Origin of the sequence: Paenibacillus sp. FSL H3-0286 (assembly GCF_045040705.1) — a bacterium.
In the GTDB taxonomy this organism is placed as follows: Bacteria; Bacillota; Bacilli; order Paenibacillales; family Paenibacillaceae; genus Paenibacillus_AQ; species Paenibacillus_AQ odorifer.
The window spans coordinates 1104216-1124207 of the sequence record NZ_CP150285.1 but is presented as its reverse complement, the minus strand read 5'-3'; the positions used below and the strand labels follow the sequence as shown (position 1 = coordinate 1124207).

General features: G+C 45.4%; 14 protein-coding genes and 1 riboswitch. All 14 genes read right to left on the bottom strand.

All coding sequences use genetic code 11. The features are described 5' to 3' along the window. Positions 1 to 82: 82 nt before the first annotated feature. Positions 83 to 2788 (bottom strand): discoidin domain-containing protein, encoded by a 2706-nt coding sequence (locus tag MHB37_RS04815; protein ID WP_081383792.1) that lies wholly within the window; start codon positions 2786 to 2788, stop codon positions 83 to 85. Between the two features lie 51 nt (positions 2789 to 2839). Continuing rightward, positions 2840 to 4360 (bottom strand): glycosyl hydrolase, encoded by a 1521-nt coding sequence (locus tag MHB37_RS04810; protein WP_405168998.1) that lies wholly within the window; start codon positions 4358 to 4360, stop codon positions 2840 to 2842. A 151-nt stretch (positions 4361 to 4511) separates the two neighbouring features. Beyond that, positions 4512 to 6062 carry a glycosyl hydrolase gene (locus MHB37_RS04805; protein WP_081387948.1) on the bottom strand — a complete coding sequence of 517 codons (1551 nt, stop codon included), beginning with the start codon at positions 6060 to 6062 and terminating at the stop codon, positions 4512 to 4514. A 12-nt stretch (positions 6063 to 6074) separates the two neighbouring features. Next, positions 6075 to 6154, bottom strand: a riboswitch (cyclic di-GMP riboswitch). A 136-nt stretch (positions 6155 to 6290) separates the two neighbouring features. After that, complete coding sequence (locus MHB37_RS04800) at positions 6291 to 7664, bottom strand: sugar phosphate nucleotidyltransferase (protein WP_076194192.1); 1374 nt, start codon at positions 7662 to 7664, stop codon at positions 6291 to 6293. Between the two features lie 712 nt (positions 7665 to 8376). Further along, positions 8377 to 9717 carry a UDP-glucose/GDP-mannose dehydrogenase family protein gene (locus tag MHB37_RS04795; protein ID WP_076194190.1) on the bottom strand — a complete coding sequence of 447 codons (1341 nt, stop codon included), beginning with the start codon at positions 9715 to 9717 and terminating at the stop codon, positions 8377 to 8379. A gap of 4 nt (positions 9718 to 9721) precedes the next feature. After that, positions 9722 to 10822, bottom strand: coding sequence for a glycosyltransferase (locus MHB37_RS04790; protein WP_036676592.1), 1101 nt, complete (start codon positions 10820 to 10822; stop codon positions 9722 to 9724). A gap of 64 nt (positions 10823 to 10886) precedes the next feature. Continuing rightward, positions 10887 to 12026, bottom strand: coding sequence for a glycosyltransferase family 4 protein (locus MHB37_RS04785; protein ID WP_036676593.1), 1140 nt, complete (start codon positions 12024 to 12026; stop codon positions 10887 to 10889). Further along, positions 12026 to 13213: a glycosyltransferase family 4 protein gene (locus MHB37_RS04780; protein WP_036676596.1), complete on the bottom strand. Its 1188-nt coding sequence runs from the start codon at positions 13211 to 13213 to the stop codon at positions 12026 to 12028. The genes MHB37_RS04785 and MHB37_RS04780 overlap by 1 nt, the downstream gene beginning before the upstream one ends. Continuing rightward, a complete protein-coding gene (locus MHB37_RS04775) occupies positions 13200 to 14057 on the bottom strand; it encodes a glycosyltransferase family 2 protein (protein ID WP_038568901.1) in 858 nt (285 codons plus the stop codon). The genes MHB37_RS04780 and MHB37_RS04775 overlap by 14 nt, the downstream gene beginning before the upstream one ends. Positions 14058 to 14083: 26 nt before the next feature. After that, positions 14084 to 15469, bottom strand: a complete 1386-nt coding sequence (locus MHB37_RS04770; RefSeq protein WP_076129264.1) for an oligosaccharide flippase family protein — start codon at positions 15467 to 15469, stop codon at positions 14084 to 14086. Continuing rightward, complete coding sequence (locus tag MHB37_RS04765; RefSeq protein ID WP_076129265.1) at positions 15435 to 16913, bottom strand: O-antigen ligase family protein; 1479 nt, start codon at positions 16911 to 16913, stop codon at positions 15435 to 15437. The genes MHB37_RS04770 and MHB37_RS04765 overlap by 35 nt, the downstream gene beginning before the upstream one ends. Continuing rightward, positions 16910 to 17683 carry a WecB/TagA/CpsF family glycosyltransferase gene (locus tag MHB37_RS04760; RefSeq protein WP_036676606.1) on the bottom strand — a complete coding sequence of 258 codons (774 nt, stop codon included), beginning with the start codon at positions 17681 to 17683 and terminating at the stop codon, positions 16910 to 16912. Before MHB37_RS04760 ends, MHB37_RS04765 begins: the two co-directional genes overlap by 4 nt. Beyond that, positions 17680 to 19026 carry an O-antigen ligase gene (locus MHB37_RS04755; RefSeq protein WP_036676609.1) on the bottom strand — a complete coding sequence of 449 codons (1347 nt, stop codon included), beginning with the start codon at positions 19024 to 19026 and terminating at the stop codon, positions 17680 to 17682. The genes MHB37_RS04760 and MHB37_RS04755 overlap by 4 nt, the downstream gene beginning before the upstream one ends. Positions 19027 to 19035: 9 nt before the next feature. Continuing rightward, positions 19036 to 19971 carry a glycosyltransferase gene (locus tag MHB37_RS04750; RefSeq protein WP_076179880.1) on the bottom strand — a complete coding sequence of 312 codons (936 nt, stop codon included), beginning with the start codon at positions 19969 to 19971 and terminating at the stop codon, positions 19036 to 19038. Positions 19972 to 19992 lie beyond the last annotated feature (21 nt).

The window sequence follows — 19992 nt, the reverse complement described above, 5'->3', positions numbered from 1 at the left end:
AAAAATAACCTCAGCGGGAGAAGGATCCCGCTGAGGTTATTTAGTATGCTCTATTAACAGTTATATAAATTCAAATAATTGCTTATTCTCTGGAGTACACCTGTAGCTCTTGAATAGACCAATAATTCCCGCCGGCTCCGTTCTGTACAATTTTGACATACCTCGTCTTCACTTTAGAAAAGGATATCTTAGTAAGCTCTTTCGTACCTTTTCCAGACGTGAGTTTTTTCCAGTTTTGAGCATCGTCAGAAATATAGACTACATAGTCTCTTGGATAATCAAACGGTGATAACGTGCTATCCAAATCTATTCTTTCAATTTCATGTGCTTCACCCAGATCAATCTGAAAATACTCTCCGGATACCTGATGTTTTCCCGTATCCCAGCGCGTGCGCCGATCCCCATCGATAGCCAGACTAGGAGCTGATGCTGCCGTATTCACATTTGAGGATACCTTCCATTTAGTACGATCCAGAGGAACCAGTCCGGTGGCTGTAATCTGAACTTTATCGGACAGTAAATTAGAGCCGGATACCCTTACCGCGTAGGTATATAACGTCCCTTCACGTAAATTATGATCCGTATATTCTGTAAGCTTCACATCGGTGGCCACCACCTTCATTTCCCCGCCGCTACCTTCAGCGCGAAGCAGCTCATAGCTTGCTCCTGGTGCCTCCAACCAATTTAATTTTACAGCTAAACCTTTTGTTGCTGCGGCTTTGAATCCTTTAGGTGCCGACGGCTTTACTTCAGAGGAAGGCTGCAAAATATACTGCACAGCCTCTCCTGGAGCAAGGGTCTCCGTAAAGGTTAACGTAGGAGTAGCCTTTTTACCTGTTACATAACTTCTTGCTTTTTCATACGTATCCCCGTTTCCAAAACGTTCCCCTTCATACACCCCGTTTTTCGGCATAGTCACATTTACACTCACAGTTTGTGGAGTTGACTCAAAGTTAACGAAATTAACCAGCACCTTATTTGAGGTCGCTCCGCTTCCCGCAAGAGGCTTCAATGTAGAAGTATCCACGGCCCGAACATATACCAGCTTGTCGGCTAACACATCTTTGTTGGCAATTTGATAAGTTAGCGGAGCTCCATGTGTAGCATAGGCAAGACTGAGCCTTCTCATGATGCTGACACGTGAATCCTCATTTTCTTTTGTATAATAAATCTCTGTGGTCGCCGGATCATGCTCTTCTAAATTAAACCCGTATTTGAATAAACTGAAATCCTTAAAAAAAGCAGCATGCTGCACAAACATATCCGCATAACCAATATGTGCACGCATGATCCGGTCGAATACAGCCGCTGTCCGCTCCGTTGCCCCGTATTGATAGGCATCCACATGACTGTCCGAGGTACCAAATTCAGTGGTCAGCATTTTTTTGCCGAGTCCATTGTCTGCACCAGTGAAGGTCTTCAAATTCTCAGTAAAGCTTCCTCCATTACTAAAAATATAAGAGTCGCCGTAGGAATGTCCATTGGTCAAATCCGTAACCTTCTCCAGCTCCATACGTTGCTCTGGATCACGTTCCCAGCCATCCGGATCTCCACATTCCTTCCCAGTTCCCTTCTGATTACCGCAAGAATCCTCACTGTAGCTCGGCCAATATGCCCAGCCCGGAGCAACAGTTTGTAAATGGGGCGCGATTTGCTTGCCCTTTTTATTCAGCCAGTCCGCAATCGCCAGGTTCACTGCCTTAGAACGATTGAATAATCCCGGCTCATTATCTACCTCATAATATTGAAAATAGGGGCTATATTGCTCAAAATAATCTGTCAGCTTTTTCTCCGCGTCAGCAGGCAACGATCCATCTGCCTTAAGCTTAATATCACCAGTATGCAAATACAAAGCAACCGCCTGCATGTTGTAATCCTGCAATACCTTGTAATATTCCATCATATCCGAGCAGGATCTCCCGACATCACTGGCACAGCTAGTACGCATCACATTCCCGCTATAAGCCATCCCTAGCCATTTGATAACATAAGGCAAGTGCGTAACTGCACCTTCATCGAAATAAAATTGTTTATTATTCACTACTGTTCCCGTCAGTGTATAGCTGCCATGGATAGGCTCAGAAATTGGAGCGTTAAGAGATTCTAAACGGAGATTATCCCAAGTCCACCAGGAATATTCGTCTTCTTTGTCACTGCAATATAAACAGCGAACCGTTTGCAGCTTCAATTCATTCGTTCCTATCTTCAATTGCTCCTTGGGAATATATAATTCATAGGTCTTTTGAAAGTTATATTCGCTTTCTGTGCCAGCAACGCCCGCAATTTGAATGATCCCCGACAATTGATGATTGGAGAACACACTCATTTGCGGCACGGATTTATAAGCATCCAGAATACCTACGCTAAATAAGACCCCATTCTCCGGGATCTTATTTAGCTGATAGGTGATCGTTAATTCCGGCTGGGTCTTTCCATTCAAGCCTGCAGGCAAGCTCTGAAGAGCCGATGATTTGAGCACCGAAGAAGTAACATTAAATTCCTTCTTGCTGCCAGAAGTGCCACTCGCAGCGAATTCAGCTGCTGAGCCATCATGTTGTCCCAGATTCCAGATCACAGTACCATCCGGTATTTCTGCTGCAGCATCAGTTCCTGCAGATAGTCTCGGTATATTGGCACCTACCTTATAATCGTTTGTCCTATTCGTTCCGAAGACAGAGACAGACAACAGAAACAAGACGGTTAATGCGGCGAATTTTAGTAATAACAGTAATGGTTTGTTTGCAGATATCTTATTTTTTCTATTAGATATTCTCCTCGTTATTCCCATCCATAGGTCCTCTCTTTCTTCCGGAATGTCTTACCCTATCATTTCATTAGATTAAGGAAGGAACAATGCCCCTTGTGGAATTACCTGCTGCTTCTGGCTGGAACTCTCCCATAGCAAACGAAGATTGGCATCTCCTTCATTCTCATAATATTCAATTTGGATATCATAAAGCGTTCCGGCTGTGAGTGGGATACTTCCTTTATGAAGGGTTGCACTTTGATTTTTCCAATTGTCGATGATCAGCTTTCCGTCAATCCAGACACGGACTCCATCATCAGAGGATGCCGAAATCGTATATTTTTCACTGAATTTGGGTTTGAGTTTCCCTTTCCAGCGTACAGAAAAGTGATCTTCATTTATCTCTGAGGCAGGAGACCCACCATGCCAATTAAAATCAATCTTACGGTCATTGCGGATAAGTACCGCTTCTCCCTCTAAATCAGTATTGTTATAGTATTCTCCAGTTAAACCCGTTAGGGTTACCGGAGTTACGGGTGCTATCGAAGGATCTCCTGTTGTGAGAACATAGTCCTCTCTTGATACTATAAACGAGTCTTTCATAAAGCTTTTAATTGACTGTAGCGTATTATTTTCTGTCAGTAATTTTCCCCAGGTCATCATATAGACCCATTTATTTTGTTTCTCAGTTAATATATCCGGGTTCGGCAGTTGCCCACTCTCCCCGATTCCGATAGGTTTACCCTCGGCCAATGCGAGCAGATCCTCATAGTAGGACTGTTTATAATCGTTATTGTAGATATCCGCAGCCAGAACATCGAGTTTATCCCCACCGGGATAATATGCAGCATATGGATCTGACCATTCATTCGGCGCATTCGGATTCCACACCCACAGTAGATTATTTAGCTTGTGTGTGTTTACAAAACGATCATAGACAATACTCCACAGCTCTGAAAAATTGTCCTTTTTCCCCCACCAAAACCAACCACCATTCATTTCATGGTAAGGTCGCCATAAGACCGGAACTCCGGCATCACGCAGCTGACCCAAATATCCAGCAACCTCGTCTAGATCTGAGATTAGCCTCTTATACTGAGCTGTCCCAGGTGTAACATAAGCATTAAATTTCTCTTGACTGAGACTTCTGTTTACATTGGACCACTCTGGAGAGGTTCCCGGTAAGCTCTGATGGAAGGTCATCGCTACAATGCCACCCTCTTGATGCCATTCAATTGCACTGTCTATAACAGCTTGCCGCTGTTCTGCGATCGTCTCTTCGGATTGATTATTAATCGCCCCTAATTCATAACCATGTAGAACAGCATTTTGTCCCGAAGTATTCTTCAGCTTATGAACCAGTTCATCTGGACTTTCTAGATAATCATGCTGGCCGGACAAGATCCCTTTGCCACGTAGATTTACCAAATTACTTAGCAGTTGCTTGGCTTCTTCAGAAGCCGAAGGATTACTTGGTATAGCTGGAGGTAGGGAGGAAGAAACACTCATAGCCTTCGGAAGACTTTTAACCTCTCCCCAAGGCAGCAAGGAAAAAATAATAAAGACCGGTAACATAGTAAACAACAATCTGTTTTTCTTATAATATTTACGCAAATAAATCCTCCTTTCGGTAGCTGTACTGCCTCCACAGGTGTTAAAAACATACCTGTTATCGGACAATCGTCTTCTGACCTAATGAGGACTATAGCTTAGTAGCTCTGCAATAACGCAGAGCCACTAAGGATCGACCTTTAATTTTCATCAATCAGGAGACATCCGGAAGAAAAAGTGCACTTGCTGGAACTGTCTCTTTAGCTTGACTAGCACTTTCCCACATCAAGCGGACTCTCGCATCGCCTTCATTCTCGTAATACTCCACCTTGATATCATATAGCTGGCCAGCCTTCAGCGTTATAGTGCCCTTACGCTCAGTACCACTTTGCTTAGTCCAACTATCAATCACGGATTCCCCATTCACCCAGACACGGATACCATCATCTGAGGTAGTGTAAAATGTATATTGCTCATTATATAATGGCTTAATTTTACCGCTCCAACGTATGGAGAACCGATCAATCCCGAGGGCGGCATCCGGGGAGCCTTGCCGCCAATTGAAATCGATTATTGCATCAGTTCTGTTAAGAGCTGCTGCTCCCGACAATTGCATGTTGTTGTAATACTCTCCTGCAAGCCCCTTCGCGAGAGGAATTGCTGCCTCCCCCTCTTCTTCAGAAGGTGCCGGCGCTGGTGCGGCGCTAGGTGTCGGTGCCAGACCAGTATTTAATTTATCTCTGGTCAGGGTATAGTTGCTATTCATAAATGTTTTGATTGTGTCTGCACTGTTATTCTCGTAAAGCATTTTTCCCCAGCTCATCATATACGTCCATTTACTTTGCGATTGCTGAAGCTTCTCCAGATTAGGCATTTCACCATTTTCCCCGATCGCAATCGGTTTGCCTGCGGCTAGACTCAATAAGCTGTCATAGTATTTTTGCTGGTAATCATTTTCGTATATATCTGCTGCCAGAATATCTACTTTATCAGCACCTGGATAAGTTAGCGCATAAGGATCTGACCAAACATTGGGAGCATTCGGACTCCATACCCATAACAAATTATTTAATTTATGAACGTTAACAAAACGGTCATACATAATATTCCATAGTGTAGAAAAGTTATTTTTCTTCCCCCACCAGAACCAGTTCCCGTTCATTTCATGATAGGGTCTCCAAAGCACCGGAACATTGGCATCGCGCAAGCTTTTTAAAGAGACGGCCACCTTATCAAGCTCAGCGATCAGATTGTTATATTGCTTGGTACCCGGTGTAACGTAACTATCGAACTCACTCTGGCTAAGTGTTTTTTTCACATTATCCCAGTCATAAGAGGTGCCCGGCAGGTTAGCATGAAAAGTCATAGCTACGATCCCGCCCGCTTTATTCCAGTTGATGGCGCTATTCACCACATTTTGACGTTGCCAAGCCATCGTTGCTTCGGACTGGCCACTGATCGCACCCATTTCATAACCGTGAAGAGCCGCATATTGTCCGCTGGTTCCCTTCAGCATATTGTTAATTTCATCTGGACTTTCTAAATAGTCATGTTGACCGGCAATAATACCTTTTCCTGAGATCGAGTAAAAATAGTTAAGCAGCTTTACGGCTTCAGGTGAGGCACCTGGGGTAACTGGCGTTCCAGAATTTGAAGCAGCTATGACAACAGACGGCGAAATTCCAACAGCAAGCGGAAGTGCAGTCAGAAACAGGACGAGTGACAGAAATGCACCAAACAATCGATACGTACGGTAAGCTTTCAAAATAATCTCCCTTTCGGTAGCCAGGCTGCCACTCTTTCGAAGGCCCTATAGCTTTGCGTCCCTACCTTTCGATAGGTTTGCCTTTTCAATTTAAGAGAAATAATCTCTCTTACCGTAAGTATCGACGACAATTAATGATATATTTAGTGTTTTTATGACTTTTTTTGATAATTGAGTCAATTTACCTGTTTCAAGAAAATTTGAATTGGTTAAATAGATAGGTTAGACCTATGAAATGAATTGTTGTAGTTCTATATCATTCCAGTCTAAAGTAATACGTATGTTATCTTCTTCTACTAATTCAGACCCCGTCTGTACCTCTATAAACTCAACATCCGTCAAAGCAAGGATCGCGTGCTTCGTTCCTTCCGGTATACGTACCACGTCCCCAGCCTTCACATTATGTTTTTTCTCATTCAGCACAATACTAGCTTCGCCGCTGACGATTGTCCAAATTTCACTACGCTTGCGATGTAATTGATAGCTGATATTATTCCCCTCGGATATAAAAATCCGTTTGGTCAGCACTTCATTGCCTTCATCATATTTCACATAATCAATAACTTTGTAATGACCCCAACGGCGTTCCTCGTACATCGGTCTTTGTTCAAAGGTCTTCAGCACTTCTTTAATCCGTGGGCTCTCAGCTTTATGGGTAACTAGAATCCCATCCGGGCTAGCCGCAATGATCAGATCCTTCGCACCAATTACCGTTATCGGAATGTCCAGCTCATTAATCAAGCAAGTCCCCTCAGAATCCGCCGTCACAAAACCTTTTCCTACATGCTTGCTGCTCATTTCCTCTGTCAGCGTATTCCACGTTCCAAGATCCTTCCAGAATCCATCATACGGCTGCACCACAATATGTTCTTCTTTCTCCACCACTTCATAATCAAAGCTGATGGAAGACAATAGCTTATACTGCTTCTGCAATTCTTCATATCCTAAAGGCAACCCTTTACGCTGCAAAATATCTAACAAGTACCCTAAGCGGAAGGCAAACACTCCGCAATTCCACAAGGCATTTTGTTCGATGAGCTGTTCTGCTTGTATGCGGTCTGGTTTCTCTTGAAAGTGACTCACCTTCATAAAACCATTTTCCCCCGCCTCTTCGGTGGTAGGAATAATATATCCGTATTTCTCTGAGGCATGTTCAGGAACAACACCCATTAGAGCCAGATTTGCTCCACTTTCCAGCATGGTCTCCTCAAGCATAGCTATGGTATCGAAAAAGGATGCTTCTACATAAGGGTCAACAGGCAATATTGCTACCGTCTCCGCTGGAGAAACACCTGCCACTGAATAAAGATAGGTAGCTGTTAAGGCGATAGCCGGAAAAGTATCCCGACGCTCCGGTTCAACGATAATCGGCACATGACTTCCCAGTTGGCTTTGTATCATTTCTACTTGGCCGCGGCCGGTGGCCAGATAAGATGATTCTGCCATCCCTGCTTCCTCCAGCTGTCTCCAGACACGTTGTACCATGGATTCTGGTTCACCTTGAGGGCTTTCAAGTACCTTTAGAAATTGCTTTGAACGTGAGTCGTTGGACAACGGCCATAACCGTTTACCTGAACCGCCTGATAGAAGTACCATTTTCATAGAATGAACCCTCCTTGAATTATGGAAATCGAGCATATTTGAATTGTTATCAAAACGTCAGCTTCCACTTAGCCTTATTTCGAGCGGATGCACTAAAAAAATTTGTTAGGTAGAAACCACTCCAAGGGATTTTGGACTTCCGATCGCTGTTATCCTCAGATTTCCTGATTGAACCGCTTCTCGCGGTAGAAATCCGAGGATAGCATATGCTTTCGAAGCTAGCTTTCCTACGGAAATCTTTCGGGCGAACACTCCGTTTCTACAGTTCCAAATTCCCTTTCCGTTCTTCACCTAACCAACTTCTTCTTAATACTTGATCCGTGCGTACCGGACTGTACCAGCCGGAAGCAAGCACGTTTTTCTAAAGATTTGCTTCTGCTCCGGGGGAGGCAGCTGCAACTGCAAGAACAACTGCAACTACAAGAGCAAGACTAATTGCCACCACAGAGACAGAGACAATGACAACTACAACTACAAATGCTACTGCTACTGCGGTATATAATCAGAGTACCTAACTTTATAAATTGCTTAGAACCTTAAAATAAGGGAACGAAGTGGCGGAGGGGAATTTTGGAACTGTAAGAGCGATAGCGTCCGCCTTTGTCTGCGGATTTCTACCGCTATCAGCGGTTAAAATCAGGAAATCTGCAGACAACAGCGGCTGGAAGTCCAAACATTCACCGCAGTTGCGACTGACACTTAACACAAATCATTAAACTGCTCCAGCCACACTAGCAGAATAACCGCTCAATCCACCCATCTGCGGGCGGCCGACAGAATGATAAACGAGGCCGGTACCCTCGATTTGCTCCTTGGAATACACGTTGCGTCCATCGATCAGCACCCCATTGCGCATGCTTTTCGACAGCTGATGCAGATCAATGTCCTTCAGTAGGCTCCAATCGGTCAAGAGGCATACGGCATCGCTGCCCTCAGCCGCCTCCTCTGGCAGATTGCACCAGCGAAGCTGCGGATGATCGTATTGCTGCCTGAAATTTGTAGCTGCGATTGGATCATATAGCTTGACTGTTGCCCCTTCAGCCACCAGTGCCTCAACAATCTCTCTGGCTGGAGCTTCGCGGACATCATCAGTGTTAGGCTTAAAAGCAAGCCCCCATATCCCAATTGTCGAACCGCGCAGGCTGCCAAGTGATTCATGCAGCTTGGAGATGATCATAAACCGTTGTCCCTTGTTCACTTCGACTACAGATTTCAATAATTTGAATTCGTAATCGACGTTGCCCGCAATTTGAATGAGCGCATTAGTGTCTTTCGGGAAACAGGAGCCTCCATAACCGATACCAGCCTGCAGGAAGGATGACCCGATTCTTTGGTCCATACCCATTCCTTGTGCTACCTCGGTTACATCAGCTCCCACTTTTTCACAAATATTGGCGATCTCATTAATAAAGGAGATCTTCGTGGCCAAAAATGCATTCGAAGCATATTTGATCATTTCAGCACTGCGTATATCTGTTACAAATACATTTTCTGTGAAACCCTTATGAAGCTCGCGCATTGTTGGTTCCAGCTCTGGATTATCAAGGCCAATGATAATTCTATCAGGATGGAGCGTATCGCGAATCGCTGACCCTTCACGTAAAAACTCAGGTGCAGACACGATATCAAAAGAATGTTGGGTATACTTAGAGATCATTTGAGAGATTTTTTCATTTGTTCCTACTGGAACTGTAGATTTAGTCATTATAATTTTGTGCCCTTCCATCGCTTTGGCGATTTCAGCGGCTGCACCCTCAATGTAGGTTAAGTCTGCTTCACCGTTAGGCAATGATGGCGTACCTACAGCAAGAATGATAATATCTGAACGGCGCACCGACGCTTGAAGATCTGCAGAAAAAGATAACCGTTCCTCACGAAGATTCAGTTCAATCAGTTCCTCGATTCCCGGCTCATAGATGGGCGATTCCATCTGTTTCAGCTTCTTAATCTTTTCCTCGTCCTTATCCACACAGATGACATGATGTCCGCCCAGTGCAAAGCACACGCCAGATACAAGACCCACATACCCAGTACCGATTACTGTCAGCTTCATATAATCATCCTCCTTTTAGAAAATTGACGTACGCCTGCTCAACATACTGCTTGAACTTAACCATAAACGCCTGCTCATCGAATTTACGTGCATGCTCCATAATTTGATCGATATCCCAAGCGTAGGACTCTACTTCATAAATAGCCTTAAGTAGATCCTCCACTTCTTGATGCTGAAAGAACACACCATTTACATAAGGAATAATAGTATCTAGTGCCCCACCTGCTTGATAAGCAATTACCGGTCTTCCTGCAGCGTTCGCTTCCAGCGGTGTAATTCCAAAGTCCTCTTCTCCTGGAAAAATAAATGCTCTACACTGTGCCATCATTCCAGTTACTTGTTCATCTTCTAGCCGGCCCAGAAACGATACATTATCCTTAGCCATGCCTTCGAGACGCTTGCGATCCGGTCCATCCCCTACGATATAAAGCTTAAGACCGTTACGATTGAAAGCCTCTACTGCCAGATCAATCCGCTTGTAGGAAACAAGCCGGGAGACAATTAAATAGTAGTCACCAATGGTAGAAGAGCTTGTAAACCGGGCTGTATTAATCGGTGGAAATATGACATCTGCATCCCGGTGATAATAATTCTGAATTCTCGTCTTCACTACTGAAGAATTGGCTACGAACTGATTCACATTTTTGGAAGTCCGTTGGTCCCACGTTTTGAGCTGCTGCATGTATACCTTAAGCATTTTTTTGAACAGCCCGGAATTCGACTGACGTTCCATGTAGGTGTCATAATCCCATGCGAAGCGCATAGGCGTATGGCAGTAACAAAGATGAAACGTATGTTTAGGAACTTGAATACTTTTCATAAAAGCACTGCTGGAACTCAGGACGATATCGAAACCGCGAAAGTCCAAATCACGGATGGCCATTGGATAAAGTGGCAGCACCCCTTTAAAATTGGTCTTTACCCCCGGAATCTTTTGCAGCCAGGAGGCACGGATATCCGCATCTTTGAGATTGTCAGTAAGGCGGCTTCCGTTAAAAACCGTTGTGTAGATTGGAGCCTCGGGATACATGTGATGAAAGACTTCCACCACTCTTTCCGCGCCGCCCATTTGGATTAAGTAATCGTGCGCTATCGCAATTTTCATGTGAATCATCCTCAAAGTTTTATGGAGCATCATCTTCAGAATTACCGCGTCATATCATCATCTGTCAGGTGCCCGCCAACAAACCTTTATAGTAGTCAACGATGTCCTTGACCGTATTCTCGATAACAAAATGCTCTTTCACTCGTTTCATCCCATTGTCCGCCATCCGCCGTCTTTCCTCTGGGTGATCCAGCATCCATTTAATGGAGTCTGCCAGTATCGCCGCGTCACCAGGCTCTATCAGTAGCCCTGTCTCACCTTGAACTACAATTTCTACCGGCCCGCCTTCATTGGAGGCGATCACCGGCAATCCCGCTGCCATTCCTTCAACGATAACTTGGCCAAAAGGCTCAGGAGTTACCGAAGTGTGAATCAGTAAATCAGCAGTATTCATAAGGCCTTGAATATCATCCACATGCCCTAGCATGCTTACATTAGTAAGCTCGTCGTTTTTTATCTTTTGCAGCAATTCCTGCTTATAAGCCTCTTCTCCAAACAGAGCGTCTCCGGCCAGCCAGAATTTCACACGAGGTTCGTTCTTAAAGCTTTTTGCGGCTTCCAGCACAATATGCTGACCTTTCCAATGCGCCAATCGACCAACTAGCAGTACGTTAAAATCCTTCTGGTCCCGCATACCGATCCCATTACCAATCGCTTTAGCGAAAGCGGAGTATACGACCAGCGTTTTTTTCGAACGCGGCAGCTCCAAAGCATTCAGCGTAGAATGTGAATTTGCGATGACTCCATTGGGGAGCAGACGCGACAGCAAACGAATTCCTTTGGCAACGATTGGCTTTAAATAAGGAGCTCCAATATGATCCCGGATGTGCCAGATCAATGGAACGCCCGCTATTTTTGCAGCGATGGCTCCGTATAATGCAGATTTCAGGGAATTGGTGTGCACGCAATCTACCTTCTCCGCTTTTAAAAGCGGCGCAAGCTTGCGGCCATAAGCCAACAGCTTGAAGGCTGCAGCAGGTGCTCCCAAGTTGACTGCATTTCTACCACGACTTCTGATGCTCTCATCCAGCGGAATAATACGGACATCCATTCCTTTTTCACGTAGCCGTTCAGCCAGGGCACCATCCTCAGCCAGGATTACCAGGGGATCGATCTGTTCTCCAATATGGGTAAGGATGTTAAACAGGGCAACTTCTCCACCACTCCATTTAGCAGTGTGATCTATATAAGCCACTCTAAGCATTACGTGGTCACCTCCTCTCCTAAAGCTTGTAGGAACACGGATTCTACTTGATCCGTAACATGCTCCCAGGTATATCTCTCCAGTACATGCTCCCTACATTCATCCCGGCTCGGAAGCAGTTTTCGATTGCTAAGCATATGGATCATGCCTTCAGCCATGTGGTCGCTACTTGAACTCTTAAATAGCAGCTCCGGCCGGAAGCCTTGCAAAATTTCCTTATTGCCGCCAATCGGTGTAGCCATCACTGGCAATCCTGAAGATAAGGCTTCAACGGTAATCAAACCAAAGCCCTCCAATGCCTGTGAGGGAACCACGAACATGTCCGCTGCCTGATAATAAGAGGCCAGTTCATGATCAGGAATGTAGCCTAGCAGTCTTACCTTGTTGCTTAAGCCATAGTCGGCGATTTTTTCTTCCAGTTCCCCCCGCAACGGCCCTTTACCACCAATCAGCAGAATTGCATTCGGGAATCGCTCCGCAACTTGCTTCCAGGCTTCAAGCAGCTGGAGTAGTCCCATCCGATTGACCAAACGCCGGACAGTCAGCACGGTTGTTGCTCCCTCAGGTAAATTCAAGGTCCGGCGAATCGCCAATCGATTCGTAGCGGGAATAAAACGTTCCACATTAGCTGCGCCTGGAATCACAATAATTTTGTGTAGTGGCACTCCGTGCAGCTTATGGAGAATATCGCGGAACGTCTCACTAAGCACGATGAACTTATCCGCAAGCTTATAGGCTCTATGTTCAATGGATTTGGCGATGGTTGTTTTGACCCGGTGCTTAATGCCTTGGCCTTCGATTTTCATTTCTTCATTCCATGGGCCATGAAAAGTCATCACTACAGGAATCCCACGTTTCTTTGCTTCCAGGGCTGGACCAATACCATAAGGAGCAAAGTGAGTGTATAAAATATCTATACGGCCACTGCCCTCTCCCATCAGATCGGCCGCCTTACGCTGGAAAGCATCCTTACGTTTCCAGATTCCATCTTTTGGATCTCCGGCATTGTGAATAATCAATTCCTCAGGGGTAGCAGGCGTCTCTTGACTGCAAATCAGCGCATGCACCCGATTACGTGAGGAGAGTTGCTCGCAAACGGATTTGAAATACGTGTTAAGCCCACCCGGCTGTAGCGACGGCCAGCTAAGGCCTGTCGTCATAATGTTCAATCCGTCACTGTACGGCATAGCTTCTCTCTCCTTTATTCTCCTTCTCGGTCTGACTCGTCTTCGCATTGTGCTGAGTCAGCTTTCCCGATCTAATTAATTCGTAATGCTTGAAGCCGACCATGAATTCATACATGACCCAGAATACGGATACTCCGAAACCTGACATTCCCTTCTTGAACAACCCGTGTAAGAAATACTTTTGCAGGAAACGGGCTGGTGGTCTTAACAGCAGATGACTGACCCGAAATCGTTTGCCCTTGGCATACGCACTTTCAGCTTCCAAGTCAGTGTACTTATTGAAACGTGCCACATGATCGTTAATACTGCGGTAACCATAATGCCAGAGGGTTCCTGTCAAACGTATGGTTCGCTCTTCAGAGACCTCGGGCATCTCGTGCACCAAGCTATTTCGAATTCCATACGCTTTGCGGTTGTAAAGGCGCACTAGATATTCGCCACGATCCAGCCATCTGCCCATAAAATCGCCAATCCGGTAGATAGAATAGGCAACCGATTGATCCATAAGCCCCGGTTTCAGTTCAAGAATACTCGCGGCCAACTCGTCGCTGACCACTTCGTCAGTATCAATAAGGAAGACCCAATCATGAACCGCGCGTTCTACTCCGAACTCCCTCTGTTTCGCATATCCGGGCCAAGGGTTGACGTATACACGACAATTCAAGCTTTCAGAAAGCTGTACTGTCCCGTCTTTGCTGCCTCCGTCAATCACAACCACCTCGTCGGCGAATAACCTGCAGGATTGTATGGCCTTAGATATTCGAACTTCGTCATCCTGAGCGATGATGACAGCCGATATTGGATAATTGCCTTGGCCGCCTACCACGCTTTTTACTGAATCCATGAAGGTTTCCTCCTTTATCTTTCGCATTATCCATTCATATCCATAGGTTTCTTGCGAATGTAAGAATTCATCGTCGTCTTCATCCACTGAATGTCCTCCCGGGTAATGAGCAACCGCGGAAGTTTAACTTTTAAGGTGTACTTTATATTGAGAACAATGAAGAAAAATCGCAGGATTGCTGATGACAACATCGCTATCCCTGCTCCGAGTAAGCCAAATTTAGGGATGAGCAGGAACAACATTGGGATAACCAAAAGTAAGCCGAAACCTTGAAGCATCGAAACCACTTTTGGCTTGCCTAACGCCATAAAGGCCTGCGCCAGAATGATCGTCCCTCCGCTAATGGTCACTTCAAGGAGCAATAAGCGAAACACGGTTAATGCCGCATTGAAGTCTTTGCCGTACATCAACGGAATTACTAAAGGGGCTAAGAGCATCAGGAATACCCCGCCAAGCATGGTGAAGGTCGTACTTATTCGGAAGGCTTTGAATGTTAACTCAACTGCCTGTTCTTTGGACAGCTCAGAAGCCTTAGGAAACAACACGATCGTAATTGAGCTTGAGAAAAAATTAACCATTCGTGATAGACTCACAGCCACTACATACAGCCCCAAATCAGCAGGTCTTAACAAACCGGCAATAACGATCTGATCGATATAGGTAGAGAAATTGCCAAGCAAGTCATTGCCGTAGGAACCAAGTCCGTAAGTAAACAATCTTTTTAAATTCTGATAGGCCCCTCTCATCTTCACCTTATAGGTACGAAGCAAGGAAATCGTCATTCCGATAAACAGCGGCGCTCCCGGAAGAAGATAGGCAACTGCAGTTGTAAATGGATTCATCTGATCCAGCGCGATCAATATCCCGATCATCGTCAGTGTAAGCAACGGCACTAGATAGCGAATCCAATTAAACCTCTTGTATTCACCTCTGAATTGAAAAGCTGCATTGTTAATTTGAGAGATCACTATAATCGGACACAGAATCATAGACCACTGAGCAAAGGTCACGACCTCCGGACTGAAGGATTTCAGCCAATAAGGCAAGACCACGATACCTATAATCATCGCTATGACCCCAAAAATGGTACCGAGCAGCAATGCCATACGATAAAGCACTCCGGCATCCTCCGGATTTTTCTTAGCGTTATAGATGAGAGCTGAAGGAATGCCAAAGCTCATGCTAAACGCCAGAAACTGTGACCAGTTAATCATTGCCGTCTGTTCCCCACGACCTGTCGGTCCAAGATAACGTGCGGTCAGTACACCAGTTAACATGTTAATCAATAGGATCATGACACTGACAAACATAGTTTTTACGGCTGCCGAGCTGTTGTCCTTGCTCTTGGCGAACAATCTAAAAGATGACCAGATCGTTCTAGCGGGGAGAGATTTTGCATTCAACTGCTGCATACGGTGTTCCCTTCCTTCTACTTTGAGTAATCTCCCTTGCGCTGAGGCCAAGACCGATCAGCATCCAGATTAAGTATCCCTTGAGTCCGGGAAACCCATTATCTGAAACTAGACTGACAATCGCACCGGTCCAAGTAGCTAACGCAAGTCGGGCGTAGGGCTGCAATTGGTCCCTGCTGATTACTCTAGCGAATATCTGTTTGACAACTGCGCCTAAAGCTCCGAAGAAGAAAACAGCACCCAGAACACCAAAGGTAAGCAGTAAAGCGATAACTCCGTTATCCATAATTCCGTACTCTCCAAGCTCGCCGTCATTACCAAGCTTAGTCCCTTGGCCTACACTACCAATTCCCTGACCTACTGGATTGGCGGCAACCATCGGCAGCATGTTTTGCCATAAGCTTAGCCGTTCATTATAAGAGTGATCTTCCTGAACAGAAGAAAGTGTCTCTACCCGAGCAACCAGTCCTTCGGCACCAGGCAATTTCGGCACAACCCAGAACAACGCAGCAGCCACAAAAACTAATTGGATCAAGGTTTTCCACTTTCCCTTAGAAGGAGAGGTTCCAATATACATGAGCAGCATCACCAGGAGTATCAGCCATGCCGCACGTACCAAAGTAGTCAGCAGGCAGATTACAACTAGCAGAACGCCGATCCAGCGCAATGTTCCCCGCCATTTTTTCTCCAGTATCATCGGAACTAAAGCAAACGCTAAGAAGGTTGCAGCCGGTCCGGGCGAATTCAGCGTAGAGAATACTCGGATTTCCAATGGATATGGATTTCCGATGGACATCATATCCGCATGTTTCATCCAGAACACATCCCAAGGTGGCACCGTCAAATACTGAACAATCCCGTAAATGGCAACTAGGACTGCAATATTGGCAAAAGCGGTAAGCAGTCGATCGATATCCTTCGGCTTGAACTTCGTGACGGCAAAGTACGGCAATAACAGCAGTGGCACAATATAATTCGCTAAGTCATAAACTGAGCCCATGCCATTCTTAGCCAAACCGATTAAAGCACCATAACCCAGCGCAACTGCGAACATTAACATGATCCGCGTGGAGGCTTTTTGAATATTATGAATCTCCTTCAGCAGCGGAATGATCAAGGTTACACCGGTTAACAAGGGAGCTAAGCTCAGCAAGGATACAGAGTGATACACTCCTTCTGACCAGTCAGCAATGCGGCGCAGCTCTGGAGCTACGGCCCAGATTAGCAAGGTATAAGCAACCAGCATTTTCGGTCTAAGTATGGCTAACAAGAAAGCTGGGAATAGGATGGCTGAGAGAATGGCTCCCTGCAGACTGTTCGATGAACTCAGCATCGCACTGGAGAAGCCGATGATCAGCGGAAGAGAGACACCTACAGCAGCAGTCCCCCCTATTAATCCAACTGTCTTGATGAACCTAAGTGATGGGGGCGTAAATACACTCATTCCAAGCCTCCTTCCTTCACCTTATCCCGCTTACGCAGTTCCTTAAGTAATAAAAGTAGAAATTGTGCATCGTCCACAAGATATCTTTTCCAGAGCCGGCCCGGCTCCTGGCTAAGCCGCCAGAACCATTCGAACCCTGTTTTTTGCATGAAGCTAGGCGCTCGTTTCACTGAGCCTGACAGAAAATCAAAGGTCGCTCCCACTCCGATCGATATCGGAGCTTGATAAGAGGTATAGTGGCGGTAAATCCACTTTTCCTGCTTAGGTGCTCCTACACCAACAAACACGATATCTGGCTGGCACTCTGTCAGCATTTCTATAATGCGTTCATTCTCCTCCTCATTGTGCTCGAATCCATAGGATGGAGAATAACAGCCAACCACATTTATTCCGGGATGTGCTGTTTTCAAATTCATCGCTGCCCGTTCCGCCACGCCTTCAGCTGAGCCTAAGAAGAACAGCCGGTACTTCCTTTGCTCAAAGGCGTTGCCCAATCGATTAAATAGATCCGCGCCGGATACCTTCTGCTTAAGCGGCTTGCCTAGCATTTTGGATGCCCAGATCAGTGGCATTCCGTCAGCAACAACTGCGCCTGCCTTCGAATATACCGTTTGAAATTCTTTATCCTTACGAAGCTTGATCACATGATCTACATTGCAAGTGAGGATATAAGACTGATTCCTCTCCTGAATGGTTTTATCAATGTAATCAAGCAAATCCATGAAATCATAGTTATCAAAATTGACATCGAACATATTCACTTGACTCATCGTATCACTTCTTTTTGTGGGGAATCGGTTGGCTGTGAAGATCGATACAGGCAGTTCAGGTACCAACAGAACGGAATAATAAATTGGACCGTCGACAGCGTGTTATCGGAGAATGAGTAGATTAAAAACGCTGCAATAAATAACAGATAATAAGGTTTGATCGGCGGAGCCAATGCTCTGTACACCAGAATAAATACAGCCAATAAAGAGAACATCAACAGAATAGCGCCAATATATCCCCCATCGAAGTAAAAGCGGATATACTCGTTGTGCGGAACTACAAAACCCTTATACAATGTTCCATCATTTGCTACCGTCACTGCTCCAAGCCCTCTACCAGACCAAGGAGAGTCCGCAGCCTTGTTTAAGAAATACTCCCATGCCTCTGACCTTCCTGATAAATCAACAGCCGTATCTGTCTGTCTCTCAAAGGAACGTTTCTCAAAATTATCGAGCTGCCAGAAAACGGCGACCATAATCAGGAAAAATGCACCCATCAACGGAATTAGCAGATAGGTTCTGCCCTTCAAATATTGGCGGAGAATATCATAGAAGTAATAGAGAACGGTAAGTCCAAGTGCCAATATAGGCCCTCTTGTTCCTGTTCCAATCAAGATAAAGAAATTTAGAACTAACATGATATAGAAAAAGCGTGCTTGCTGCGGATTCCGCTTCACCTCTATAAATGGAATCGCTACTCCCATAAAGGCCAGCATCGCTAAATGCGCAGGAATATTAGCCCCCTGAATCCGTACAGCGCCTGTATACTCGATGTTGAGAAAATTATGAACATGCGCAAGCTGCAGCAACAAACCAACCACTACACTAACAAGGGGAAGCATACAGATAATTTTGATTTGCAGCTCGGCTACATTCTTTTTCCAGTTGATTAATAAAAATACGAATGGAATGGATAGACCGATAAAAGCTTTAACTGCAATGGATGAGGTCATTTCCGGCAGCCAGATCGAAGACCCAAAGGTAATCACCAGCAGCGCTACCATTGCCCACAAGGGGTGACTCAGACGAAACCGCAAGCCATTGACCAGAATACAAGGAACAAGCAGCATCACGATAACCAATTTATAAAGGGACAGTATCTCCATTCCGAACATGCTGCCATCATATAAAAAGTTAATCGATATTGCCGTCGTGATTAGAACGAAATAACTGATCAGTTCAGGCCGTGAAATCGAGATTCCCAGCAAAATAATCAGAAGCACGGCAGCTATCGCAATCATCGGCTGGTAGATGACCGCCGTTCCAAAGAACAGGGCCGACATGAGATAGAGCATCCCGTATGGCAAAACATTTAATTTGGAGCCCCACTCAAAATTTGTCATGTTAATCCCTCACCCCGCTGCGGAATGCCTCTCCCGATTGAGAATCATATGAAGCGTTCCACGAATACTCTCCAGCCTGCATTTGTTCAAAAGCCTTCTTCCTTTACTTCTTGAGAGGATAGAATCAGCCAGGATATACACGAGCTTAGCGGCTGTCTTTCCCACTAGAAGCAGCTTGCCTTTTAGTCCTTCGCTTTTCATAGCGTTAGAGATACCTTGGCTATAATAGCGCCTCATAATCCAGTCTTCCGTCAAACGGGCCGCCGGCACGAAATGGTCAACCGCCATTTCCGGATGGTAGAGGATGGAATGCCCTTCTTTTTGAATCTGTCCGAATAACCAGGTCTCTTCACCGGAGAGCAGAGAATCACCCTTTCTTCCGAGATCTAGGGGAAAAAGACTGATGTCGAATACGAGCTTCCGCATCGCCATATTGGCCCCACAAGGATGAAGTTGCTTGGGATATTCCTTAATCCGGCTACCTAAATCAACAATCGTGTACGGAAGCTCAAAGGGTTTAATCAACCAGTCCGGACGTTTACTTTCAAATATCGGAGCGATTTTGCCTCCCATAGCCATGACCTCCGGTTTACTCTCGAAAGTACTGACAATCATTGTTATCCAACGCTGGCAAGGTATCGCATCATCATCCAGAAAGGCAATCAGCGGCGATTTGGAAGCCAGAATTCCTGTATTTCTAGCCGCTGAAAGCCCCTGCATCGGCTCCATCATGTAGCGGATATCCACATCAGCTCCATGCTTTCCTATAAACTTTTTGACGCAAGCTTCAGTATCATCCTTGGAACAATTATCCACAACAATGATCTCCGCCTGCTCTAAGTGATCCAGCTTTAAAAGTGACTGAAGCGTCTTGATCAATAAAGGTGCTCTGTTGTAGGTACAGATGATAATGGAAAGCTTAGGAACGTCTCCGTATTCACGCATCGGCATTCACCTAATTTCCAC

Excerpts from the sequence above, each read along its gene's own strand:
- MHB37_RS04815 (WP_081383792.1), bottom strand. The coding sequence starts at position 2,788 with ATGGGAATAACGAGGAGAATATCTAATAGAAAAAATAAGATATCTGCA.
- MHB37_RS04800 (WP_076194192.1), bottom strand. The coding sequence starts at position 7,664 with ATGAAAATGGTACTTCTATCAGGCGGTTCAGGTAAACGGTTATGGCCG.
- MHB37_RS04795 (WP_076194190.1), bottom strand. The coding sequence starts at position 9,717 with ATGAAGCTGACAGTAATCGGTACTGGGTATGTGGGTCTTGTATCTGGC.
- MHB37_RS04790 (WP_036676592.1), bottom strand. The coding sequence starts at position 10,822 with ATGAAAATTGCGATAGCGCACGATTACTTAATCCAAATGGGCGGCGCG.
- MHB37_RS04785 (WP_036676593.1), bottom strand. The coding sequence starts at position 12,026 with ATGCTTAGAGTGGCTTATATAGATCACACTGCTAAATGGAGTGGTGGA.
- MHB37_RS04780 (WP_036676596.1), bottom strand. The coding sequence starts at position 13,213 with ATGCCGTACAGTGACGGATTGAACATTATGACGACAGGCCTTAGCTGG.
- MHB37_RS04775 (WP_038568901.1), bottom strand. The coding sequence starts at position 14,057 with ATGGATTCAGTAAAAAGCGTGGTAGGCGGCCAAGGCAATTATCCAATA.
- MHB37_RS04770 (WP_076129264.1), bottom strand. The coding sequence starts at position 15,469 with ATGCAGCAGTTGAATGCAAAATCTCTCCCCGCTAGAACGATCTGGTCA.
- MHB37_RS04765 (WP_076129265.1), bottom strand. The coding sequence starts at position 16,913 with ATGAGTGTATTTACGCCCCCATCACTTAGGTTCATCAAGACAGTTGGA.
- MHB37_RS04760 (WP_036676606.1), bottom strand. The coding sequence starts at position 17,683 with ATGAGTCAAGTGAATATGTTCGATGTCAATTTTGATAACTATGATTTC.
- MHB37_RS04755 (WP_036676609.1), bottom strand. The coding sequence starts at position 19,026 with ATGACAAATTTTGAGTGGGGCTCCAAATTAAATGTTTTGCCATACGGG.
- MHB37_RS04750 (WP_076179880.1), bottom strand. The coding sequence starts at position 19,971 with ATGCGTGAATACGGAGACGTTCCTAAGCTTTCCATTATCATCTGTACC.